The organism is Burkholderia sp. Ed8 (assembly GCF_040761425.1).
GTDB classification, from domain to species: domain Bacteria; phylum Pseudomonadota; class Gammaproteobacteria; order Burkholderiales; family Burkholderiaceae; genus Burkholderia; species Burkholderia seminalis.
This window is the reverse complement of sequence record NZ_CP142889.1, coordinates 437,702-459,545: the sequence shown is the minus strand read 5'-3', so window position 1 is coordinate 459,545 and position 21,844 is coordinate 437,702. Positions and strand designations below refer to the sequence as shown.

20 protein-coding genes are annotated in these 21,844 nt (G+C 69.6%); 9 read left to right on the top strand and 11 right to left on the bottom strand.

Going from position 1 to position 21,844, the window contains the following annotated elements; all coding sequences use genetic code 11:
• The first annotated feature begins 222 nt into the window (after positions 1-222).
• Entirely contained in the window at positions 223-693 is a 471-nt protein-coding gene (locus VXM69_RS36305) for a universal stress protein (protein ID WP_034192116.1), read from the top strand.
• A 46-nt stretch (positions 694-739) separates the two neighbouring features.
• Here VXM69_RS36305 and VXM69_RS36300 read toward each other — a convergent pair whose 3' ends face one another.
• The 4 genes from VXM69_RS36300 to VXM69_RS36285 all read right to left on the bottom strand — a co-directional run bounded on the left by VXM69_RS36300 (position 740) and on the right by VXM69_RS36285 (position 4,194).
• Positions 740-1,573 carry a universal stress protein gene (locus tag VXM69_RS36300; protein ID WP_226229830.1) on the bottom strand — a complete coding sequence of 278 codons (834 nt, stop codon included), beginning with the start codon at positions 1,571-1,573 and terminating at the stop codon, positions 740-742.
• Positions 1,570-2,073, bottom strand: coding sequence for a universal stress protein (locus VXM69_RS36295; protein ID WP_034192118.1), 504 nt, complete (start codon positions 2,071-2,073; stop codon positions 1,570-1,572). Before VXM69_RS36295 ends, VXM69_RS36300 begins: the two co-directional genes overlap by 4 nt.
• Before the next feature lie 69 nt (positions 2,074-2,142).
• The gene (locus tag VXM69_RS36290) at positions 2,143-3,345 is read right to left on the bottom strand and encodes an acetate/propionate family kinase (protein WP_226253010.1); all 1,203 of its coding nucleotides are present in this window, start codon (positions 3,343-3,345) and stop codon (positions 2,143-2,145) included.
• Positions 3,346-3,354: 9 nt separating this feature from the next.
• Positions 3,355-4,194 (bottom strand): universal stress protein, encoded by an 840-nt coding sequence (locus VXM69_RS36285; protein WP_034192120.1) that lies wholly within the window; start codon positions 4,192-4,194, stop codon positions 3,355-3,357.
• Positions 4,195-4,384: 190 nt separating this feature from the next.
• On the opposite strand from VXM69_RS36285, the gene VXM69_RS36280 reads away from it, so the two are divergent.
• Genes VXM69_RS36280 through VXM69_RS36260 form a run of 5 tightly spaced genes read left to right on the top strand, consistent with a single transcriptional unit; the run spans position 4,385 to position 9,545 of the window.
• On the top strand, positions 4,385-4,915 hold the full coding sequence (locus VXM69_RS36280) for a hypothetical protein (RefSeq protein WP_200087772.1): 531 nt from the start codon (positions 4,385-4,387) through the stop codon (positions 4,913-4,915).
• A complete protein-coding gene (locus VXM69_RS36275; protein WP_034192122.1) occupies positions 4,905-5,651 on the top strand; it encodes a beta-ketoacyl-ACP reductase in 747 nt (248 codons plus the stop codon). The genes VXM69_RS36280 and VXM69_RS36275 overlap by 11 nt, the downstream gene beginning before the upstream one ends.
• A complete protein-coding gene (locus VXM69_RS36270) occupies positions 5,648-7,468 on the top strand; it encodes a PHA/PHB synthase family protein (protein WP_367190760.1) in 1,821 nt (606 codons plus the stop codon). The genes VXM69_RS36275 and VXM69_RS36270 overlap by 4 nt, the downstream gene beginning before the upstream one ends.
• On the top strand, positions 7,465-8,508 hold the full coding sequence (locus VXM69_RS36265) for a bifunctional enoyl-CoA hydratase/phosphate acetyltransferase (RefSeq protein WP_367190759.1): 1,044 nt from the start codon (positions 7,465-7,467) through the stop codon (positions 8,506-8,508). The genes VXM69_RS36270 and VXM69_RS36265 overlap by 4 nt, the downstream gene beginning before the upstream one ends.
• Positions 8,505-9,545 carry a zinc-dependent alcohol dehydrogenase family protein gene (locus VXM69_RS36260; protein ID WP_367190758.1) on the top strand — a complete coding sequence of 347 codons (1,041 nt, stop codon included), beginning with the start codon at positions 8,505-8,507 and terminating at the stop codon, positions 9,543-9,545. The genes VXM69_RS36265 and VXM69_RS36260 overlap by 4 nt, the downstream gene beginning before the upstream one ends.
• A gap of 91 nt (positions 9,546-9,636) precedes the next feature.
• Here VXM69_RS36260 and VXM69_RS36255 read toward each other — a convergent pair whose 3' ends face one another.
• From VXM69_RS36255 to VXM69_RS36225, 7 genes are all read right to left on the bottom strand, one after another.
• The gene (locus tag VXM69_RS36255; protein ID WP_124608279.1) at positions 9,637-11,040 is read right to left on the bottom strand and encodes an MBL fold metallo-hydrolase RNA specificity domain-containing protein; all 1,404 of its coding nucleotides are present in this window, start codon (positions 11,038-11,040) and stop codon (positions 9,637-9,639) included.
• Between the two features lie 159 nt (positions 11,041-11,199).
• Positions 11,200-11,385, bottom strand: coding sequence for a hypothetical protein (locus VXM69_RS36250; protein WP_343726819.1), 186 nt, complete (start codon positions 11,383-11,385; stop codon positions 11,200-11,202).
• Positions 11,386-11,541: 156 nt separating this feature from the next.
• Positions 11,542-12,666, bottom strand: coding sequence for an ABC transporter permease (locus VXM69_RS36245; RefSeq protein ID WP_069706188.1), 1,125 nt, complete (start codon positions 12,664-12,666; stop codon positions 11,542-11,544).
• Between the two features lie 2 nt (positions 12,667-12,668).
• Complete coding sequence (rbbA, locus tag VXM69_RS36240) at positions 12,669-15,488, bottom strand: ribosome-associated ATPase/putative transporter RbbA (RefSeq protein WP_367190757.1); 2,820 nt, start codon at positions 15,486-15,488, stop codon at positions 12,669-12,671.
• Positions 15,485-16,558: an HlyD family secretion protein gene (locus VXM69_RS36235; RefSeq protein ID WP_367190756.1), complete on the bottom strand. Its 1,074-nt coding sequence runs from the start codon at positions 16,556-16,558 to the stop codon at positions 15,485-15,487. The genes rbbA and VXM69_RS36235 overlap by 4 nt, the downstream gene beginning before the upstream one ends.
• Positions 16,555-18,000, bottom strand: coding sequence for an efflux transporter outer membrane subunit (locus VXM69_RS36230; RefSeq protein WP_367190755.1), 1,446 nt, complete (start codon positions 17,998-18,000; stop codon positions 16,555-16,557). Before VXM69_RS36230 ends, VXM69_RS36235 begins: the two co-directional genes overlap by 4 nt.
• Positions 18,001-18,233: 233 nt before the next feature.
• Positions 18,234-18,422, bottom strand: a complete 189-nt coding sequence (locus VXM69_RS36225; RefSeq protein WP_034192132.1) for a DUF2964 family protein — start codon at positions 18,420-18,422, stop codon at positions 18,234-18,236.
• A gap of 282 nt (positions 18,423-18,704) precedes the next feature.
• On the opposite strand from VXM69_RS36225, the gene VXM69_RS36220 reads away from it, so the two are divergent.
• From VXM69_RS36220 to ftsH, 3 genes are read left to right on the top strand one after another with little or no spacing between them, the layout of a single operon-like run.
• Positions 18,705-19,352 (top strand): BON domain-containing protein, encoded by a 648-nt coding sequence (locus VXM69_RS36220; protein ID WP_034192133.1) that lies wholly within the window; start codon positions 18,705-18,707, stop codon positions 19,350-19,352.
• Between the two features lie 40 nt (positions 19,353-19,392).
• Positions 19,393-19,902, top strand: coding sequence for a BCAM0308 family protein (locus tag VXM69_RS36215; protein ID WP_367190754.1), 510 nt, complete (start codon positions 19,393-19,395; stop codon positions 19,900-19,902).
• Positions 19,903-19,935: 33 nt separating this feature from the next.
• Positions 19,936-21,843 (top strand): ATP-dependent zinc metalloprotease FtsH, encoded by a 1,908-nt coding sequence (gene ftsH, locus VXM69_RS36210; protein ID WP_367190753.1) that lies wholly within the window; start codon positions 19,936-19,938, stop codon positions 21,841-21,843.
• Position 21,844 lies beyond the last annotated feature (1 nt).

The window sequence follows — 21,844 nt, the reverse complement described above, 5'->3', positions numbered from 1 at the left end:
CGGCGGGCTGGCGGCGGGCCGGACGCCGGGCACGGAGGGCGGAGCGGGCCGCAACCACGATATCGCCCTGAATTGTGCGCGTTTTGTCGGCATTCGCCAATCGGGACCGATGCGCAAGGGGGCGACGCCGCGCGTGCTTGACCCGTGTCAACGGACCGGCGCCTGCCGGGATCAGACTGGCTTCATGAACCGGTCGAACCCGGACGACAACTGGGAGGCGTCATGTATCACAGGATCTTTGCGGCACTCGACGGCAGCCGTGGCGCGCGGCTCGCGCTCGACGAGGCGATCTCGCTCGCCCGCGAGTCGGGCAGTCTGGTCATCGCCATGTGCGTGGTGTCGGATGCGCCGCGGCTCGCCGACGTCGACAGCGGCTATATCGATCAGCGCGATCCGGCCGGGCTGGACGCGGACCGGGCCGCGACAGCGGTCTCGGACGCCGAAACGGCGTTCCGGCTCTCGGGGGTGCGCGGCGTCGCGCAAACCATCGACGCGTGCGGAGAAGACATATCGGACGTGCTGGCGCGCGCCGCGGCCGAATGCGAGGCGGACCTGATCGTGATGGGCACGCATGGCCGGCGCGGCGTGCGCCGCGCGTTGCTCGGCAGTGTCGCCGAGTCGCTGGTGCGCATCGCGGACCGGCCGGTGCTGGTCGTACGGGAGGGGCCGGACGCGTGCGCCGGCGTGTTGTGAGGGGAAGGAGGCGGGCAGCCGCGAGTGGCTGCCCGTTCGCGCCGGCTCAGTGGGACAGCAGGACCGGCACCGTCATCGTTTCGAGGATCGTGCGGGTCGCGCCGCCCAGCACGCGCTCGTGGGCGCGGGTATGGCTGTACAGGCCCATGACGAGCAGATCCGCATGCAGGTCGGTCACCCGGTTCAGCAGCGTCGCGCCCACGCCGACCGACCGATCGCGCGGCGTCGTCGAGAACGATGCGCGCACGCCGTGCCGTTCGAGATACGCGGCGACGTCGACGCCGGCGGGCGTCTTGTCCGGATCGGGCTGGCCGCGGACAACCGTCTCGACGTTGACGAAGCGTGCGCGGGCGAGCAGCGGCAGCGCGTCGGCCATCACGCGCGCGGCTTCCCGCCCGCCGTCCCAGCCGATCAGCACGTTCTCGCCGAGCGTGCGCACGTCGCCCGCATACGGCACGACGAGCGCCGGACGGCCGCTGCCCATCACGACATCCTCGACGAAACGGCGCGCCACGTAGGTCATGCGGTCGTCGGGATCTTCCTGGCCGAGCACCAGCAGATCCGCGTGACGAGCATGCAGGATCGTGGCGGCAATCGGGTCGCCGGCCGGCGCCTGCCATTCGACGCTGCGTCCCGCGTGCTCGGCGGCGGTCAGGAACCGTTCTTCCGCCTCCTTGCGCCGCTGGTCGCACAGGCGCTCGTAGACGGCAAGCTTGAGCGGCTCGTCGGGCCGGCGCAACGGCTCGAGGAGATCCTGGCAGACCACGTAGAGGCCGATCAAATGCGCGTTCCAGCGTCCCGCGAGTTCGAGCGCGAGGTCGACTCGCGTCGCACAACGCTCGCTGTCGTCGAGGTGAACGAGCAGGGTCTTGTAGCTCATGACGGTACCTTTTCGGTTGAGGCGGCGGGGGATTCGGCGGGGTGCTCCGACGGGCAGCTCGCCGGAATCATCAGGACCGGGCAGGTGGCTTGACGCAGCACGCGCTCGGCCACGCTGCCGAGGAAGAGGCGCTGAAAGCCGTGACGGCCGTGCGTGCCCATCACGATCAGGTCGGCCTCGATCTCCCTGGCGAGACCGACGATCCGGTGCGGGACGGTTTCGCCCGCGGGCGCGACGTTGGAGATCTGCGGCGTGCCGGCCACGCCGCGTGCTTTCATGCGTCGCGCCGCGTCCTCGGTGACGCGCAGCCCCTCTTCACGGAATGCATCGACCAGGATCGACGGATCGTATCCGTACATGTCGTAGGCCGGCACCAGGAAATCGACGACGTAGACGGGTGTCAGCCGGGCACCCGTTTCCGACGCGAGCGTCAGCGCGGCGTCGAGTGCACGGGACGACGTGTCGCTGCCGTCGAGCGCAACCAGAATGTTCGAGTACATGGCAGTTCCCTTGAACGGATGTCGATGCACTCATCATCGGCGCGTGCACGCCGGTCGCGCTGATCTGGATCAAGCGTCCCGGTTGCCGCGCAGCACGCGCACCGCCGCGCGCGCCGCGATCCAGGCCTCGTTGGTCGGCTCGACGACCACCGTGACCGCGCTCGCCGCGGACGACACGACATGCGCGTCGGCGGCATTCGCGCGCGCGTCGAGCGCGACGCCGAGCCAGCCGAGCGCCGCGCAGATCCGCTCACGCAACACCGCCGAGTGCTCGCCGATGCCGGCCGTGAAGACGAGCATGTCGAGGCCGCCGAGCAGGGCGGTCAGCGCACCCGCCTCGCGCACGATGCGATGGACGTACAGCGCCAGCGCGTCGCGGGCCGGCGCGTCGCCGGCCGCCTCGCGCGCGAGCAGCACGCGCGGGTCGCCGGAAGCCCCCGACACGCCCTTGAGCCCCGACTCGTGATACAGCAGGTGTCCCAGCGCGTCGCCGGACAGCTTGCCGGCCTCGAGCAGGTGCAGGACGACGCCGGGGTCGAGCGTTCCGCAGCGGGTGCTCATCATCAATCCGTCGAGCGCGGAGAAGCCCATCGTTGTCGCGACGCTGCGGCAGTCGCGCAGCGCGCACAGGCTCGCGCCGCTGCCGAGATGGGCGGCGATCACGCGGCCGTGCGCACGCGCGCCGAACGACTCGTCGAGCGCGACGGACAGGTATTCGTACGACAGTCCATGGAACCCGTAGCGGCGCACGCCCTGGTCGAACCACGCGTGCGGCAGCGGCAGCAGCTGCTCGGTGCGCGGCAGCGTGCGATGAAACGCCGTGTCGAACACGGCGATCTGCGGGACGTCCGGAAACGCGTCGCGCAGCGCGTCGATCGCATCCAGGCTGTGCGGCTGATGCAACGGCGCCAGCGGCGTCAGCCTGCGCAGCGCGTCCAGCACGTCGTCGTCGACGAGCACCGGCTCCACGTATCGCGCGCCGCCGTGCACGACGCGATGCGCGATCGCGCCCAGCGCGACATGCGGCAATTTCGTGCGGATCCACGTCGCGATCCGCGCGAGCACCGCGCGGTAGGGGTCTTCCCGCGTGCCGAGCGGCAGCGAACCGTCGGGCTCGGCGTCGAAGCGGATCGATACGCGGTGGCCGCCCGCGACCGCTTCGCCCTCGTGCAGCGGCCGCCGCGCGGGGGCGCCGTGCGGCGGGTACGCGAAGACCGCGAACTTCACGCTCGACGAGCCGGCATTGACGACGAGCAGGGCGAGCGTACGCATCGGCCGCCCTCAGTGCGACATCAGCACCGGCAGCGTCATCGACGCCAGCACCGTGCGCGTGGCGCCGCCCATCACCAGCTCGCGCCAGCGCGAATGGCCGTAGGCGCCCATCACGAGCAGGTCGGACCCGGTTTCATACGCGCGCGACAGCAAGGTGTCGCCGACCGCCGAGCCGGCGCCGGCATCGATGTCGAGCACGTTCACGTCGCGTGCATGGCGGGCCAGCATCAGCGCGGCATCGGCGGCCGGAATGCGCGTGGTCGCCGCTTCCGAGTTGCCGTCGACCACGGCGGCGACCGTCGTGCGCTTCGCATGCTCCAGAAAGGGCAGTGCGTCGTGCGCGGCGCGAACGGCTTCGCGGCTGCCGTCCCATGCGACGAAAACCCGTTCGCCGATCGACGGAAATTCGCCGGTGTACGGCCAGAACAGCACCGGGCGGCCGGCGGACAACACGAGGTTCTCCGGAAACTGGTCGTCGATATAGGTCTCGGGGTCGTTCGGGTCGCTCTGGCCGGCAATCACCAGATCGGCGAGACGGGCGGCGCGCGGCACGGCCACGTTCGCGCGCTCGTCCGCGCGAACCCAGGTGGCCGGTACTTTTGCCCGGGCGGTCTCCGCATGGAACAGGCGTTCCAGCGCGGCGAGCCGCTCGTCGCGTTGTTCGCGGTGCGCGTGGAAATAGTCGGCGGAGCCGGCCATCACGTAGAACGAGTAGGGCTCGGGCGTGTAGACCGCGAACAGCCCGGTGAGATGCGCACCGAAGCGCCGGGCGAGACGCAACGCGCACTCGAGGCGCGAATGCGCGCGGGCGCTTGTATCGAGGTGCACGAGCATGCTTTTGTAGCTCATCGGAATCGCTCCATCGACGGGGGAACCGCCAGTGCAATCCAGTCTACGAAGCAGGGTTTCCGCGTGCTTGACTCAGATCAACGGCTCCCGCGCGCGATGCCCGCACAGTGAAGCGGTCGCGATGCCGATCCCGGGCAGGCGGCATGTGGCGCGATGCCAACCCATTGACCGGATCGAAAGAGGGAAGCCGATGAGTACGTACGCTTGGACGACACCGAACGACGTTTGCCGCGCGGGCTGCGATCTCGCGCTGCGCATGGCCGCGCTGAACCGCGACTGGCAGCATGAATGGCATGCGCTGGCCGGGCGGCGCATCGAGCGGGACCGCGCCGCGGTGGGCCACCTGCAGCAGGCGTTGGCTGAAACGCAAGAATGGACGGCGTTCGGCGAGGCGACCCGGCAGGTGATGCGCGACTACGCGATCGCGAGCGTCGCGATCTGGCAGGACGCCGTCGAGCTGGGCATGCGTGCGCAGTTCGAGAACGCCGGCGCGTGGCGCAACTGGTTGCGCGAATACGGCGCGGGTGCGTTGTCGCGTTATCAGACCGACTGGCTGCCCGATCTGGGACGACTGGCCGCGGTCAACGAAGCCAGCATGCCGTGGGCCGAATGGATGACGGCACTGGAACGCGGGCTCGAGGACGCGAACGACGAGGCGCCGGGTGCCCATCGCCGTCTGAACGGCGTGACCGACGCCCGGGAGAACGATCATGTGCGCTGATCGTGTCGCGTTCGTCACGGGCGGAATGGGCGGGCTCGGCGCGGCGATCGGCCGGCGTCTGCACGACGCGGGCATGACGGTGGCGGTGTCGCATACGGAGCGCAACGACCACGTCGCGACGTGGCTCGCGCAGGAACGCGACGCGGGCAGGACGTTCCACGCTTTCGAAGTCGACGTCTCCGACTACGATTCGTGCCAGCACTGCGCGGCGCGCGTGCTGGCCGAGTTCGGGCGCGTCGACGTGCTCGTCAACAACGCGGGGGTCACGCACGACGCGACCTTCGTGAAGATGACCAAGAGCATGTGGGACGCGGTACTGCGCACCAACCTCGACGGCATGTTCAACATGACCAAGCCGTTCGTGCCGGGCATGATCGAGGCCGGCTTCGGACGGATCGTCAACATCGGCTCGGTGAACGGTTCGCGCGGCGCGTACGGGCAGGCGAACTACGCGGCGGCGAAGGCCGGCATCCATGGCTTCACGAAGGCGCTGGCGCTCGAACTCGCGCGCCACGGCGTGACGGTCAACACGGTTGCCCCCGGCTATCTGGCGACCGCGATGCTCGCGACGGTGCCGAAGGAAGTGCTCGACACCAAGATCCTGCCGCAGATTCCGGTCGGCCGCCTGGGCAATCCGGACGAGATCGCCGAGCTCGTCGCCTTCCTGTGTTCCGATGCGGGGGCTTTCGCGACCGGCGCGGAATTCGACGTCAACGGCGGCATGCACATGCGATGAAAGCATCCGTCACGCGCATGCCGGTCGAGCACGAGCCGAAACGGCCGACGGTCACGCAAGAACCGGCGTCGAACCCGGCCGAATGCCCGCCGGCCCGGCCGTCGCCCGCCGATCAATGGAACCGCGCCGCGCATGCGAACGTGGCCGCGATGACCTTCGGGCTGTCGCCCGTGTCGCTCGCGCTGGCCGTGCTCGACTGGGGCGCGCATCTGGCCGTGTCGCCGGGAAAATGCTTCGAGCTTGCGACGCAGGCGTGGCTGGCCGCCGCCGCACCGGCGGCAAACCCGGGCGACGACGAGGCCGACGCCGCCGACACGAGCGGCCTGGCGGTGCACGCCGGGCAGGCCGATCCGCGCTTCGTCGCGCCCGCATGGGCCGGCTGGCCGTTTTGCGCGTACCGCGACGGCTTCCTGTCGATCCAGCGCTGGTGGCGCGACGCGACGCGCGGCGTGCCGGGCGTCGAACGGCACCATGAGGCACTGGTCGGATTCGCCGCGCGGCAGTGGCTCGATGCATGCTCGCCGGGCAATTTCCTCGCGACCAACCCGGTCGTGCTCGACGCGACGATGCGCAGCGGCGGCGCGAATCTCGCGGCAGGGCTGCGGCACTGGCTGGACGACGCGCACGCGTTGCTCGAACGCACGCGCGGCACGCGGGCGCGCGACACGCGCACTTATCTGCCGGGGCGCGACGTGGCGATCACGCCGGGCCGCGTGGTCTGGCGCAACGCGCTGTGCGAGCTGCTGCAATACGACCCGACGACGGCCGACGTCGCACGCGAGCCAATCCTGATCGTGCCGTCGTGGATCATGAAGTACTACATCCTCGACCTGCAGCCGCACGATTCGCTGATTCGCTTCCTGGTCGACGCCGGCTACACGGTGTTTGCCGTATCGTGGCGCAATCCGGGCGCGGAAGCGCGCGAGCTCGGGCTCGACGATTACCTGCGCGACGGGTGCATGGCGGCGCTCGACGCCGCCCGCTCGATCTGCGCCGAGGCCGTTCACGCGGTCGGCTATTGCCTCGGCGGCACGCTGCTGGCAATCGGCGCGGCGGCGCTCGCGCGCGACGGGCGGCAACACGAGGTATTGCGGTCCATCACGTTGCTGGCCGCCCAGACCGATTTCAGCGAGCCCGGCGAGCTCGGCCTCTTCATCGATGCCAGCGAACTGTCCGCGCTCGATGCGCTGATGTGGCGGCAGGGTTACCTCGACGGCGCGCAAATGTCCGCCGCGTTCCAGCTGCTGAACGCGCGCGACCTGATCTGGTCGCGCATGATGAGCGAATACCTGCTCGGCACGCGCACCAAGCCGAACGACCTGATGTCGTGGAACGAGGACACCACGCGCATGCCGTACCGGATGCATACCGAATACCTGACGCGGCTTTTCCTCGACAACGATCTCGCGGCCGGCCGCTACTGCGTCGACGGGCGGCCTGTCGCGCTGTCGGATATCGACGTGCCGACGTTCGCGGTCGGGACCGAGCGCGATCACGTGTCGCCCTGGCATTCCGTCTACAAACTCCATCTGCTCACGCACCACGCGCTGGCGTTCGTGCTGACCTCCGGCGGCCACAATGCCGGGATCGTGTCCGAACCCGGCCATCCGGGACGCCACTATCGCTGCGCGACGCGCGAGCCCGGCGCGCCATACCGCAGCCGGCACGATTTCGCGAGCGCAACGCCCGCGGTCGACGGCTCGTGGTGGACGTGCTGGCGCGACTGGTTGCATGCGCATTCGTCGGGCGACGTGCCGGCACGGGTGCCGGCCGCCGGCTTCGGCGCCGCGCCCGGCAGTTACGTGCTCGAGACATGAACCTGAACCCGAAGATGAACCTGCCTCCGGAAGCGCCCGCCGACGCGTGCCTGCCCGGCCTGTTGCCGCGCGCGGACGGCGCGCCGCCCGACCTGATCGCGCGTGCGTGCCATGCGCCGCCGCTGACGGTGGCCGTCGTGCATCCGTGCGACACGGCCAGCCTCGTCGCGCTTGCCGCGCTCGCCGCGTCGCCGCTGGGCGCATCGATCGAACCGCTGATCGTCGCGCCGCGCGCGAAGGTGTCGCGCGTGGCGGCGGAGGCGGGCGTCGATCTGGCGAAATGGCCGATCGAGGACGTGCCGCACAGCCATGCGGCGGCGGCCCGCGCGGTGCAACTCGCGGCGGCGGGCCGCGCCGGCGCGCTGATGAAGGGCAGCCTGCATACGGACGAGCTGATGGAGGCCGTCGTGGCCGCGGAATCGGGCCTGCGCACGGACAAGCGCATGTCCCACTGTTTCCTGATCGACGCGCCCGCGTATTCGCGGCCGTTCATCCTGACGGACGCGGCGGTGAACATCGCACCGGATCTCGCGCAGAAGGCGGCGATCACGCAGAACGCCGTCGACGTCGCGCATGCGCTCGGTGTCGCGCGCCCGCGCGTGGCCGTGTTGTGCGCGGTCGAGACCGTCAATCCGGCGATGCGTTCGACGCTGGACGCGGCCGCGCTCGCGAAGATGGCGGAGCGCGGGCAGATCACGGGGGCGATCGTCGACGGCCCGCTCGCGTTCGACAACGCGATATCGCAGCGCGCCGCGCGCGAGAAGGGGATCGACTCGCCGGTTGCCGGCCGTGCCGATATCCTCGTCGTGCCCGATATCGAAGCGGGCAACATGCTCGCGAAACAGCTCGAATACCTGGGCGGCGCCGCGAACGCGGGCGTCGTCGTGGGCGCGCGCGTGCCGATCGTGCTGACGAGCCGCGCCGACGGCGTCGCCGTCCGGCTCGCCTCCTGCGCGCTCGCGGTGTTGCTGGCGCAAGTCCGGTACGACGCCGCCCCGATGCCTGAACAGGCCCCCCTTTCGATGGAGGAATCGCGATGAAAGCACTCGTGTATCACGGGCCCGGGCGCAAGGCGCTCGAACAGCGGCCCCGGCCGGAACTGCAGTCGCCGACCGACGCGATCGTCCGCGTGACGCGCACGACGATCTGTGGCACCGATCTGCACATCCTCAAGGGAGACGTGCCGACCTGCGAACCGGGCCGCATTCTCGGCCATGAAGGCGTGGGCATCGTCGAGCAGGTCGGCGCGGCGGTCGATTCGCCGAAGCCGGGCGACCACGTGCTGATTTCATGCATCTCGTCGTGCGGCCGCTGCGAATACTGCCGCCGCGGCCTGTATTCGCATTGCACGACCGGCGGCTGGATCCTCGGCAACCGGATCGACGGCACGCAGGCCGAGTACGTGCGCATCCCGCATGCGGCGACCAGCCTGTACCGGATTCCGGCCGGCGCGGACGAGGACGCGCTCGTGATGCTGTCCGACATCCTGCCGACCGGCTTCGAATGCGGCGTGCTGAACGGCAAGGTGCAGCCGGGCTGCTCGGTCGCGATCGTCGGGGCCGGGCCGATCGGGCTGGCCGCGTTGCTGACCGCGCAGTTCTATTCCCCCGCGCGGATCGTCATGATCGACCCGGACAGCCATCGGCTCGACGTCGCGCGGCGCTTCGGCGCGACCGACTGCCTCGACGGCCGCGACGGCGACCCGGTAGCGGGCGTGATGAAGCTGACCGACGGCGTGGGCGTGGATTGCGCGATCGAGGCAGTCGGCATTCCGGCGACGTTCGAGATGTGCACGTCGCTGGTGGCGCCCGGCGGGGTGGTCGCGAACGTCGGCGTCCATGGCGTCAAGGCCGACCTGCACCTCGAGAAGCTGTGGGATCGCAACATCTCGATCACGACGCGGCTCGTCGACACCGTCAGCACGCCGATGCTGCTGAAGACCGTGGGGGCCGGACGCCTCGATCCGGCGCGCCTGATCACGCACCGGTTTTCGCTCGACGACGTGGAAAGCGCGTACGACACGTTCGGGCGCGCCGCGCAAACCCGCGCGTTGAAGGTCATCATCGAGATCGGCTGAGTGTCGCGCCCGGGGCCGCGTGCGGCGGGAACCGCGGAGGCTGCGGGCTCCGTCACGCGCGGCGGGCGTCTGGCCGGCGCTTCGCCGGCGGTCAGGACGACAGCGCGGCCGGTTCCTGCGTGCCGCGCGATTCGGCTTCGTCGAGATCGACGCACTGCTCGTAGGTCGGCACCTCGCACGGCCAATGCAGGCGCTCCGAGATGCGCCGGCGCATCGCATCCGCGGCAGCGGGCTCGCCATGCGTGACGAACGTCCGCACGGGCGCGCCCTGCATCGTGCCGAGCCAGTTCAGAATCTCTTCGTAATCGGCGTGGGCCGACAGCGTCGTGATCGACTCGACCTGCGCGCGCACGCGGACGTATTCGCCGTGAATCTTCAGCGTCGGCTCGTGCGCGGCGAGCGCCGCGCCGCGCGTGCCGGCCGCCTGGTAGCCGACCAGCGCGATCGTGTTGCGCGCATCGGGCGCGTAGCGGGTCAGGTGGTGCAGCACGCGCCCGCCCGTCGCCATCCCGCTGCCGGCGATGATGACCATCGGGCCATGGTGTTCGGCGATCGCCTTCGACTGGTCGACCGAGCGGATCATCGTGGCCGCGTGGCCGAGGGCGTTCGCGTCGGAAACGGTCAGCCGGTGTTCGAGGATATGGCGGCGATAGAGCTCGGTCACGTCGGTCGCCATCGGGCTGTCGAGGAACACCGGGACGCGCGCCATGCGGCCGGACGCCTTGAGCCGCGCGATGTAGTGCAGGATTTCCTGCGCGCGGCCGACGGTGAAGCAGGGCATCACGACGACCCCGCCGCGCGAGAAGGTCTTGTCGAACAGCGCGGCCAGTTCGTTCTCGGGGTCCGACGCCGGGTGCAGCCGGTCGCCGTACGTCGACTCGACGACCAGGTAGTCCGCATGAGCGGGCGGGCGCGGCGGTTGCATGATCGGGTCGTGGTACCGGCCGAGGTCGCCCGAGAACGCGAGCACCTTGTGATCCCAGTGCATCACGACGCTCGCCGCGCCGAGGATGTGCCCGGCCGGCAGCAGGCGGAACGACACGCCGCCGCCCAGCGCCGTGCATTCGTCGAAGGCGACGGGCTTCAGCAGGCGCAGCGCGCGCTGCGCGTCGTCCAGCGTGTAGAGCGGTTGCGCCGGATGATGCTTCGAGTAACCGTGCCGGTTCGCGAAGTCGGCTTCCTCCTCCTGCAGCCGCGCGCTGTCGCGCAGCATGATGTCGCAGAGTTCGGCGGTGGCCGCCGTGCAGTAGACCGGCCCGCGATACCCTTCGCGCGCGAGCACCGGCAGATAGCCGGTGTGATCGAGGTGCGCGTGCGTGAGCACGACCGCGTCCAGCGTGTCGGCCGCGAGCGGCAGCGGCCGCCAGTTGCGCAGCCGCAGGTTCTTCGTCCCCTGGAACAGGCCGCAATCGACCAGCACGCGCCGGCTGCCGTGCTCGACCAGATACTTCGAGCCGGTCACCGTTTCGGTCGCACCGAGAAAAGTCAGTTTCATGGATTGCCTCACCGCGAGTCGACGGAACAGTAGGTCGATTACATCCCGAACGCGCGCGCGGCGGTTGATCGAAATCAGGGATGGCGGGATCCGCGTGCGGGCCGGGCGAGCCGGAGGATGCCGTTCGTGATCGCGAATCCCGCGCGCCCGGCCGTGCCGCTAGCGCCCGGACGACGCGGGATCCAGCTGCGCGACGAACGCGACGATGCCGGCAACCAGCGCGACGGCTGCGTACGGGGCGACCCCCGCGTCGATCAGCATCGCGTGCGCGACGCCCAGCAGCGACGCGAGCGCGACGAACACGCAGAGCGTCGCGAGCGCGCTTCGGTATGGCAGACCCATCATGACGTTCTCCCGGGAGGCGGCCGCCGCGGACGGCGTTGCCGTCGACGCAGCGGCCGCGGATTGCGCAACACATGGCCCCATGATCGCGTGCCGCGCGCCCGCCCGCTTGATCTGTATCAACGGACGAATCCCGACGTCGCGGGGGCGATGCCCCGATCACGCCATCTGGCCGATCGTCTTGCGGAACCGCGTCAACGACAGCAGGAACAGCACGCAGCCGATCGCGAACAGCGCCGCGAACTGGGCCCACACCGCATCGAGCCCCGCACCGCGATACAGGATGCGCTGCGCGAGTTCGACGAAATGGGTGGTCGGCGCGGCCAGCATGATGTCCTGCACGACGGGCGGCATGCTCTCGCGGGGCGTCAGTCCGCCCGACAGCAGTTGCAGCGGCAGCAGCACCAGCACGAGCAGCATGCCGAACTGCGGCATGCTGCGCACGAGCGTCGCGAGGAAGATCCCCATCGACGTCGTCGCGAACAGGTGCAACGCCATCCCGGCCACGAACAGCGGCACGGACCCGGGAATCGGCACGTGCAGCGCGCCGCCCACGACGAACGTCAGCGAAGCGACGGCCGCCACCGTGACGACGAGCCCCATCGACCAGACCTTCGCGAGCATGATTTCGGCCGCGGTGACCGGCATGACGAGCAGATGCTCGATCGTGCCGTGCTCGCGCTCGCGAATCAGCGCGGCCCCGGTGAGGATCATCGACAGCATCGTCACGTTGTTGATCAGCTCCATCAGCGCGCCGAACCAGACTTCGTCGAGATTCGGGTTGAAGCGCATCCGCATCGCGAGATCGACGGGCGGCAAGGACGTGCCGCGATGGCGGTGCACGAACGCATCGATCTCGCCCGCCACGATCTGCTGGACGTAACTGCCGCCGGTGAACGCTTGCGTCATGCGGGTCGCATCGACGTTGAGCTGGATCGTCGCGCGGCGGCCGGACAGCACGTCGCGCTGGAAGTCCGGCGGAATGTCGAGCGAGAACGTGTAGTCGCCGTTGTCGAGACCGCGATCGGCCGCGCCGGCGCCGACGATCGGCGGCGGCGCGAACTGCGGTGGAAAGAACGCCGCCGCGATGCGCGCCGACAGCGGCGACGCGTCCTCGTCGACGATCGCGATCGGCACCTTGTGCAGCGTTTCCGGGCGGGCGGTGGCGGCGACGTAGATCGATGCGCTGAACGTGTAGACGATCAGCGCGAGCAGGATCGGGTCGCGGGCGAGGCTCCACAGTTCCTTGATGCCGAGCCGGTAGATGACGAGCAGGCGTGACATGATCACCGCTCCTGCTTGCGCAGCAGGATGCCGGTCGCCACCATGATGACCGGCACGGCCGCGAGCATCGGCCAGAACTGGGACGACAGGTCGGCCAGCCCGAGCGCCTTGTTGTAGACGCCGCGGCTGATCGCGAGCATGTAGGTGGCCGGATAGGCGGTGCCGACCCACTTGCCGCTGCCCTCGAGCGACGACAGCGGCGTGAGCAGGCCCGAGAACTGCACGACGGGAATCAGCGTGCCGACGATCGTCATGAAGATCGCGGCGATCTGGCTGCGGGTGAACGTCGACGCGAACAGCCCGATACCGGTGGCCACGACATTGAAGATCAGCACCGCGGCCGCCAGCGTCGCGAAACTGCCCTTGATCCGCACGCCGAACACGACGTCGGCCAGCACGACCATCAGCAGGAAGTTCAGCATGGCGAGCATGACGTACGGCGCCTGCTTGCCGAGCAGGAATTCGGCCCGCGTGACGGGCGTCACGTACAGGTTGACGATCGAGCCGAGCTCGCGCTCCCGCACGACCGCGAGCGCGGTCAGCATCGCGGGCAGCATCAGCAGCAGCATCGGCATGATCGCGGGAATCATGGCCGGCAGGCTCTTGACGTCGGGGTTGTAGCGATAGCGGATCGCGATGTCGACGGCCGGCGCGAGCGACATGCCGAGCCGGCGCTTCGCCTGGTCGCGCAGCCAGTTCTCGTGCATGCCGGCCACGTAGCCGCGGATCGTTTCCGCGCGCATCGGCATCGCACCGTCGACCCATGCGCCGATCTCGACGCGGCGCCCGCGCGCGACGTCGCGCGCGAAACCGGGCGGGATCTCGATCGCGAGCGACAGCCGGCCGTTGCGCATGCGGCGCTCGATGTCGCGATCGTCGACGAGCGGCGCGCGCGGCACGAAGTAGCGGGAACCGGCGAGGTTCTGCGCATAGTCCTGGCTCAGGATCGACTGATCGCGGTCGAGCACCGCGAACGTCAGGTTGTCGACGTCGAGGCTGATCCCGATGCTGATCACGCACATCAGCACGAGCGAGCCGAACAGCGCCAGCGTCGCGCGCAACGGGTCGCGTCGCAGCTCCAGCACTTCGCGCCACAGATAACTGCCGGCGCGCGCCGGGCTGAACCACGCCGCCGCATGGGCGCCGCCGCCGGCACCGGCCGCCGCGGGCGGCGGGGCGAGCCAGCCGGCGTCGGACGGTGCGCCGTCCGCGCCGTCCGCGGCGTCGGTACGCTGCGCGTCGCTCAGGTAGCCGATGAACGCCTCCTCGAGCGTGCCGGCGCCGCGCTGGCGGACCAGTTCGTCGGGCGCGGCGCTCGCCAGCACGCGGCCCGCGTGCATCAGCGAGATGCGGTCGCAACGGGCGGCCTCGTTCATGAAGTGCGTCGAAATGAAGATCGTGACCCGATCGTTGCGCGCGAGCGCGATCATCAAGCGCCAGAAGTCGTCCCGCGCCACCGGATCCACGCCCGACGTTGGTTCGTCGAGGATCAGCAGGTCGGGCTTGTGGACCATCGCCACGGCAAGCGAGAGCCGCTGGCGTATGCCGAGCGGCAGGCGTTCGGGCAGCGCGTCGAGCACCTCGGCGAGCCCGAAGCGCCCGACCATTTCGGTGATCCGCGCGGGCAGGTCCGGTTCGGGCACGCCGAACAGGCGCGCATGCAGCACGAGGTTCTGCCGGACGGTCAGCTCGCCGTACAGCGAAAACCCCTGCGACATGTAGCCGACCCGCCTGCGCGTGTCGATGTCGTTCGCGGCGACCGGCCGGCCGAACAGCGTCGCCGTGCCTTCGGACGCGGCGAGCAAGCCCGTGAGCATCTTCATCGTCGTCGATTTGCCGCAGCCGTTGGAGCCGAGAAACCCGAAGATTTCGCCGCGCCGGATCTTCAGGCTCACGTGGTCCACCGCGACGAAATCGCCGAAGCGCATCGTCAGCGCGTCGGCCTCGATCGCGTAGTCGGCGGCCGCGCCAGGCTCGAACGGCGTCGGCCGGACCGGCTGGTGCCCGTGCCGCCGCGCTTCCGGCAGCAGCGCGACGAACGCGTCTTCCAGCGTGTCGCAACCGGTGCGGGCGAGCAGCTCCGCGGGGCTGCCCGTCGCCAGCACGCGGCCGGCGTCCATCGCGATCAGCCGGTCGAACCGCCGTGCCTCGTCCATGTAGGCGGTTGCCACGAGCACGCTCATCGCAGGACGCGCGGCGCGGATGCGTTCGATCAGTTCCCAGAACTGGGCGCGCGACAGCGGGTCGACCCCGGTTGTCGGCTCGTCGAGGATCAGCAGGTCGGGATCGTGGATCAACGCGCAGCAGAGGCCGAGTTTCTGCTTCATGCCGCCGGACAGTTTGCCGGCAGGGCGGTCGAGAAACGCATGAAGGCCGGTGCTGTGCGTGAGTGCGTCGATGCGGCGGCGCCGCTCGGCCGCATCGTGGCCGAACAGTCTCGCGAAGAACTGCAGGTTTTCCTCGACCGACAGCGTCGCGTACAGGTTCCGGCCCAGGCCTTGCGGCATGTAGGCGATGCGCCGGCATACCCGCGCGCGATGGCGGCGCGACGACAGGTCGCCGTCGAGCGTCCAGACCCGGCCCTGCTGGATCGCCCGCGCGCCGGACACGAGCGCGAGCAGGCTCGACTTGCCGACACCGTCCGGCCCGATCAGCCCGATCATGCGGCCGGCCGGGATGTCGAGCGTCACGTCGTCCAGCGCGCACGTGGCGCCGTAGCGCAACGAGACACCCGACAGCCGGGCGACCATGCCCGATGGCGCGGACGCCGGCGGATCTTCCGCCGCGCCGGCCCCGGTGTCGACGGGCAACGTCGACTTCATTGCGGCACCTTGATCGCGAGGCGGGCCGGCCAGCCTGCGCCCGGATCGGTCTTCAGCCACGCGACGCCCGGCAGGCCGGTCTTGACGAGTTTCAGGTGGCGCTGCAGCAGGTCGCGGTCGATGCGTGCCTTGACCCGAAACATCAGCTTCTGCCGTTCGGTGGCCGTCTCGACCGTCTTCGGCGTGAATTGCGCGGTGCTCGACACGTACGACACGCGGGCCGGAATCACGTATTCCGGTGCCGCATCGAGCACGATCCGCACGTCGGCGCCGAGCGGCACCCTGCCGACGACCGTTTCGGGCAGGAAGAACGTCATGTAGACGTCGGACAGGTCGACGACATTGAGCACCTTGCCGCCCGCCGGCAGGACTTCACCGGGTTCGGCGATGCGATACTGGACGCGCCCGTCGCGCGGCGACGTCAGCTCGCTGTCCGAGATATCGGCCCGCACGCGTGCGACCGTCGCCTGCGCGGCCGTCACGGCCGAGCGCGCGGCGACGAGCTGCGCGCGGGTCGCGTCGATCCCGGCCTGGGCGGCGTCCACCTGGGCGCGCGCGGCATTCACGGTCGCTTTCAGGCTGCCCGCGCGGGCGCGATCGTCGTCGAGTTCCTGCAGCGACGACGCACCGTCCCGCGACAGCGTTTCGGAACGCGCGAGGCGTCGCATCGCGGCGTCGAGCTCGCTTTCGCGCTGCACGACGAGCGCGGCGGCGGCCGCCTTGTCGCTGCGGCGCTGCGCCACCTGCGCGTCGATGCTCGCCGCGGTGTTCACGGCCTGCTGCTCCCGCGCCTGCGCCTCGTCGAGCTGGGCCTGCAGGACGACGACGTCCATGCGTGCCAGCGGTTGACCGGCCGTCACGAAGTCGCCTTCGTCGACGAGCATCGCGGTGACCCGTCCCGGCAGCTTGGTCGCGACGTCGATCTCGGTCGCCTCGATGCGGCCGTTGCCGCTGACGAGGCCCGCATCCGACTGTCCGTCGCGCCAGCGGGTCCACCCGTAATACGTGAGGCCGATCGCGAGCACGGCCGCACCGGCACCGATCAGAAGAGGGTGCTTGATGGTTTTCATTGTCGGGAACCCGAATCGGTGGAAAGGTGGTCCGGTGCGGCGGCGGTCTTGCCGGTATCGGTCGTTCCGCCGCCGAGCGCGCCGTACAGCGCGACGCGGCTCGACAGCAACGCGCGACGTGTCATGACCCATTGCTGCTCCGCGTTCATCAGGTCCCGTTGTGCATCGAGGACTTCGAGAAAGCGGGTGGCGCCGCTGTCGTAGCGCAGCTTCGCGAGGCGCGCCCGCTCCATCTGGGAGACGAGCGTGGCATGCTCGATCGCGACCTGATCGGCGAGCCAGTAGCGCGCGGCGAGGGCATCGGACACGTCGCGAAATGCGCGCTGCACGGTCTGCTCGTACTGCGCGAGGGCCTCGTCGCGCTGCGCGCGCGCGAGGGCGAGATTCGACCGGTTGCGGCCGCCGTCGACGAGCGGCAGCGTGACGTTCGGGATCACCGACCACACGCCCGCTCCGGACGACAGCAGGTCGTGCAGCGCGCTGCTTCCCGAACCGATCGCGCTCGTCAACGCGATGCGCGGGAAGAACGCCGCGCGGGCCGCGCCGATATTCGCGCGCGTCGCCTGCAGTTCGTGCTCCGCGGCCATCACGTCCGGACGCCGGGTCAGCAGCGAGGCGGGCAGGCCCGGGGCGAGCGACGGCATCACGGCGCCGTCGTCGAGCGTGAGCGGCGTGTCCGCCCGCTCCGGCGTCGCGCCGACCAGCAATGCCAGCGCATCGGCAGCCGATGCACGCGCCTGCGCCAGCTGCGTGCCGAGCGACTCGGCCTGCTGCAGCAGGATCTCCGATTGCGTGAGGTCCAGGCGCGAGATCGCACCGGCCGCATGACGCAGCCGGAAAATCCGCAGCGACTCGCGTCGTGTATCGATCGTCGCGCGCGTCAGCGCGATCCGTTCATCGATCTCGCACAGGGTCAGGTAGGTGTTCGCGACGCCGGTGATCACGCTCAACGCCATCGCCTGCCGGGCCGCGTCGCTCGCGAGATAGCGCTGCAGCGCCGACGCCTTCAGGTTGCGCACGCGGCCCCAGAAATCGATCTCCCATTGCGTCTCGGCCAGCTGGACTTCATAGACCTGGCCGACGATCGGCGCGGGCGTCAGGAAGCCGCCCGGCGTGCGAAACCGCGCATAGGCCGCGCCGGCGCCGATCGTCGGCCACTGATCCGCGCCGCGGATGCCGTAGACGGCGCGCGCCTGTTCGACGCGGGCCACGGCGGCACGCAGATCGCGGTTGTTGGCGAGCGCCTGCTCGATCAACACGCGCAGGCGTGCATCGACGAAGTAGTCTTGCCAGGCAGGCGGCGCTTGTGCAATGGCGGGGCCGCGAGCCGACGGATCGGGGAACGCGGCGGGGATCGGGGCGGCCGGACGTTCGTCGGGTGGCGCGAACGACAGGCATCCGGACAGCAGGGCCGCACCCGCGGCCAGCGCAACGAGACGCATGCGCCGCGCGAAGGCAGTCTGAAACAGCGGCGGAAGCGCGACGGCGCGCATGGGATCTCCCATCGGATACGCGAACACTGGATGACGCCGCCTTCATGGCGACGCCGCTTCGGGTTCACTTATATCCGACGATTGCCGCGCGCTCCCTTGATCTGCATCACTGCCGCTGTAATGCGTTTCGAGTGAACCCTCGCTTGACAGGCAAGCGCCAGGTCGTCCGGCCGATGCGCCATTTACAGGCGGTCGCCGGGCGCGAGATTCAGCAGCACGACGAACGACAGGATGCTCAGGATCAACGTGACGATCGAATACCTGAACACCCGTTCGTCAAACAGCATGCCGTGCACGATGCCGGCCAGCGATGCCAGCGCGATGAACACGCTCAGCGTCGCGAGTGCGATGCGGTACTGCTTTCGGTTCATGACGGTCTCCCGGGAAGCGGTTCTGCCCTCTCGACGCGACCTGCCGGCGTTGTCGCGGCGTTCGCGGCGTCTCCGGTCATGATCGAGTCGCGCCGCGGCGCACCGTTGATCTGCATCAACAGACGAATTTAGCGGTGACGCATGCGCGTGCCGTGCCGGCAAGCCCGCGGTTGATTGATCCTCGTCAAGCCGCCGGCGCCGCCATGCGCGATGCTGAATCGGGTACGGCACGCTTCCGGTCGCACGCTTCGCGATCGGCACGCGCCCGGACGGGAGACCGACATGAAGTCCGATGCAGCACTCAAGCAGGATGTCGAGCAGGCGCTGTTCTGGAATCCGGCGATCGATGCGCGCCGGATCGACGTCGACGTACGCGACCGGATCGTGACGCTGCGCGGCACGGTCGACAGCTGGGCCCAGAAGCTCGAGGCGCAGAAAACCGCGCTGCATGTCGCGGATGCGCGCGCGCTGGTGCTCGAGCTGAACGTCGAGCCGCCGGAGGATGCCTGCGCCGACCACGAACTGGCGATCGCGATCACGTTCGCGCTCGGCTGGCAGGAGGCATTGCGCGATCACGCGATTCGCGTCGAGGTCGATCACGGCTGCGTGACGCTCGACGGCGAGGTCGATCATGCATACCAGAGCCGCGCAGCGGAAAAGATGGTGAGCCGGATGAAAGGCGTCGTCGGCGTCGCGAACCGCATTCGGGTGCGCGCCGACCATACGGTGCCCGACGTGGGCACCCGGATCGCCGAAGCGCTGGCCCGTCGCGCGCAGCGCGAGTCCGCCGGGATCTCGATCGATGCGGACGACGGCATCGTCACGCTGACGGGCACGGTCGCGTCGCTGGCGGAACGACGCGCCGCGTGCGGCGCGGCGGCGTCGGTCAGGGGCGTGCGCGAGGTCGTCGACCGGTTGACCGTCGCGTGAGCGTCGCGCCCGTACGGTCCATTACCACGGAGAAGCAGCCATGAATCGCTCGCATTCCGGCCCCGGCCGCCACTATCTGCGCCGCGACAAGCGCATGCAACCGCACACGAAGGACAGTTACCGCGAGCCGAAACGGCCATCGGGCGACCGGATCTGCGACGGATGCGGGGCCGTCTGCGATGCCGGCCGCTGGACCTGGTACGCGACGCCGCTCGACCGGCGTCAGCTCGAATGCCCGGCCTGCAAGCGCATGCGCGAAAACGCGCCGGCGGGCGAACTGGTGCTGCGCGGCGAATACATGCGCAAGCATCGCTCGGCGATCCTCGAACTGCTCGAGCGGCAAGCCGGTCTGGAAATGAGCGAGCACGCGCTCGAACGCATCATGGAGATCGAGCAATCCGGCGACACGCTCGTGATTCGAACCACCGGCGTGCACATGGTGAGGCGCATGGGCGAGGCGCTGCTGCATGCGCATCACGGCGCGCTGGCATTCAACTATCGCGACAGCGAGGACCTGCTGCGCGCGAGCTGGACGCGTGACGCGGCTTGAGCGGTCGCGAGTCCGGCGCACAGGCGCGACGTCATGAAGAAGCCATTCGACTACTCCGCGTTGCTGATCCCGATCGCGTTCGCCATCCTGATCGCCTATCAGTTGCTGATGGCCCAGCCGGCGACGACATCGATTTCGTACAGCGATTTTCATCGGCTGGTCGACGCGCGGCTCGTCGACGAGCTCGAAATCGGTCAGTCGTCGATCTCGGGGGCGCTGCGCATGCCTGAAGCCGGCGCGCTGCTGCCGGCTTCCGACGCGGTCGCCGTCAAGCAAGCCGGGCCGCCGTGGCGCTTCACGACGAACCGCGTCGGCGACGATCATCTGGTCGCCGCGCTGACCGCCGCCGGCATCCGCTATCGCGGGATGCCGGATTCGGGCTGGATCGCGACGCTCGCGACGTGGATGTTTCCGATGATCATGTTCTTGCTGGTGTGGCACTTCATGATGCGGCGGCCGGGCGGGATGAGGGACCTGAGCGGCATGGGCAAAAGCCAGGCCCGCGTGTACGTGCAGCAGGAAACCGGCATCACGTTCGACGACATCGCGGGTATCGACGAGGCGAAGGCCGAGTTGCAGCAGATCGTCGCGTTCCTGCGCAGCCCCGAACGTTATCAGCGGCTCGGCGGCAAGATTCCGAAGGGCGTGCTGATCGTCGGCGCGCCGGGCACCGGCAAGACGCTGCTGGCACGTGCCGTTGCCGGCGAGGCGGGCGTGCCGTTCTTCACGATCAGCGGGTCGGCATTCGTCGAGATGTTCGTCGGCGTGGGCGCGGCCCGCGTGCGCGACCTGTTCGGGCAGGCGCAGCAGAAGGCACCGTGCATCGTGTTCATCGACGAACTGGACGCGCTCGGCAAGGCGCGCGGCGTCGGACTGATGTCGGGCAACGACGAGCGCGAACAGACGCTCAACCAGCTGCTCGTCGAGATGGACGGCTTTCAGGCGAATTCGGGCGTCATCATCATGGCCGCGACCAACCGGCCGGAGATCCTGGATCCGGCGCTGCTGCGCCCCGGACGGTTCGACCGCCACATCGCGATCGACCGGCCGGACCTGACCGGACGCAAGCAGATCCTGGCCGTGCATACGAAGCGCGTGAAACTCGCGCCGGAAGTCGATCTGGCCGAGCTGGCGTCGCGCACACCGGGCTTCGTCGGCGCCGATCTCGCGAACGTCGTCAACGAAGCCGCGCTGCATGCGGCCGAACTCGGCAAGCCAGCGATCGGCATGGCCGACTTCGACGAAGCGATCGATCGCGCAATGACGGGCATGGAACGCAAGAGCCGCGTGATGAACGAACAGGAGAAGCGGACCATCGCCTACCACGAGGCAGGGCACGCGCTCGTCGCGCAAAGCCGTGCGCACTGCGATCCGGTGAAGAAGGTGTCGATCATCCCGCGCGGCATCGCGGCGCTCGGCTATACGCAGCAAGTGCCGACCGAGGATCGCTACGTGCTGCGCCGGAGCGAACTGCTCGACCGGCTCGACGTGTTGCTGGGCGGCCGGGTGGCCGAGGAAATCGCGTTCGGCGACGTCTCGACCGGCGCGCAGAACGATCTCGAACGCGCGACCGCGCTGGCGCGGCACATGGTCATGCAGTACGGGATGAGCGACGCGATCGGCCTGATGACGCTCGACGACGCGGCATCGCCGGGCGGGGCGCCGGGCGTGTGGACGCCGGGCGACGGTCGCTGCAGCGAGCACACGGCGCAACTGATCGACGGGGAAGTGCGCGCGCTGCTCGAGGACGCGCATGCGCGGGTTGCGGCGACGCTCGGCGCGCGTCGCGATGCGCTCGAACGGATCGCGCAGAGCCTGTTGCAGCACGAATCGATCGATCACGACAGGCTGGTGGCCCTCATGGGGCCGCCGGACGATGGCGACGGGGAGCACCGCCCGGCGCAAGCCGATACGGAAGCCGTCAACGGCGTCTCCGCCTGAG

Excerpts from the sequence above, each read along its gene's own strand:
- VXM69_RS36305 (WP_034192116.1), top strand. The coding sequence starts at position 223 with ATGTATCACAGGATCTTTGCGGCACTCGACGGCAGCCGTGGCGCGCGG.
- VXM69_RS36300 (WP_226229830.1), bottom strand. The coding sequence starts at position 1,573 with ATGAGCTACAAGACCCTGCTCGTTCACCTCGACGACAGCGAGCGTTGT.
- VXM69_RS36295 (WP_034192118.1), bottom strand. The coding sequence starts at position 2,073 with ATGTACTCGAACATTCTGGTTGCGCTCGACGGCAGCGACACGTCGTCC.
- VXM69_RS36290 (WP_226253010.1), bottom strand. The coding sequence starts at position 3,345 with ATGCGTACGCTCGCCCTGCTCGTCGTCAATGCCGGCTCGTCGAGCGTG.
- VXM69_RS36285 (WP_034192120.1), bottom strand. The coding sequence starts at position 4,194 with ATGAGCTACAAAAGCATGCTCGTGCACCTCGATACAAGCGCCCGCGCG.
- VXM69_RS36280 (WP_200087772.1), top strand. The coding sequence starts at position 4,385 with ATGAGTACGTACGCTTGGACGACACCGAACGACGTTTGCCGCGCGGGC.
- VXM69_RS36275 (WP_034192122.1), top strand. The coding sequence starts at position 4,905 with ATGTGCGCTGATCGTGTCGCGTTCGTCACGGGCGGAATGGGCGGGCTC.
- VXM69_RS36270 (WP_367190760.1), top strand. The coding sequence starts at position 5,648 with ATGAAAGCATCCGTCACGCGCATGCCGGTCGAGCACGAGCCGAAACGG.
- VXM69_RS36265 (WP_367190759.1), top strand. The coding sequence starts at position 7,465 with ATGAACCTGAACCCGAAGATGAACCTGCCTCCGGAAGCGCCCGCCGAC.
- VXM69_RS36260 (WP_367190758.1), top strand. The coding sequence starts at position 8,505 with ATGAAAGCACTCGTGTATCACGGGCCCGGGCGCAAGGCGCTCGAACAG.
- VXM69_RS36255 (WP_124608279.1), bottom strand. The coding sequence starts at position 11,040 with ATGAAACTGACTTTTCTCGGTGCGACCGAAACGGTGACCGGCTCGAAG.
- VXM69_RS36250 (WP_343726819.1), bottom strand. The coding sequence starts at position 11,385 with ATGATGGGTCTGCCATACCGAAGCGCGCTCGCGACGCTCTGCGTGTTC.
- VXM69_RS36245 (WP_069706188.1), bottom strand. The coding sequence starts at position 12,666 with ATGTCACGCCTGCTCGTCATCTACCGGCTCGGCATCAAGGAACTGTGG.
- rbbA (WP_367190757.1), bottom strand. The coding sequence starts at position 15,488 with ATGAAGTCGACGTTGCCCGTCGACACCGGGGCCGGCGCGGCGGAAGAT.
- VXM69_RS36235 (WP_367190756.1), bottom strand. The coding sequence starts at position 16,558 with ATGAAAACCATCAAGCACCCTCTTCTGATCGGTGCCGGTGCGGCCGTG.
- VXM69_RS36230 (WP_367190755.1), bottom strand. The coding sequence starts at position 18,000 with ATGCGTCTCGTTGCGCTGGCCGCGGGTGCGGCCCTGCTGTCCGGATGC.
- VXM69_RS36225 (WP_034192132.1), bottom strand. The coding sequence starts at position 18,422 with ATGAACCGAAAGCAGTACCGCATCGCACTCGCGACGCTGAGCGTGTTC.
- VXM69_RS36220 (WP_034192133.1), top strand. The coding sequence starts at position 18,705 with ATGAAGTCCGATGCAGCACTCAAGCAGGATGTCGAGCAGGCGCTGTTC.
- VXM69_RS36215 (WP_367190754.1), top strand. The coding sequence starts at position 19,393 with ATGAATCGCTCGCATTCCGGCCCCGGCCGCCACTATCTGCGCCGCGAC.
- ftsH (WP_367190753.1), top strand. The coding sequence starts at position 19,936 with ATGAAGAAGCCATTCGACTACTCCGCGTTGCTGATCCCGATCGCGTTC.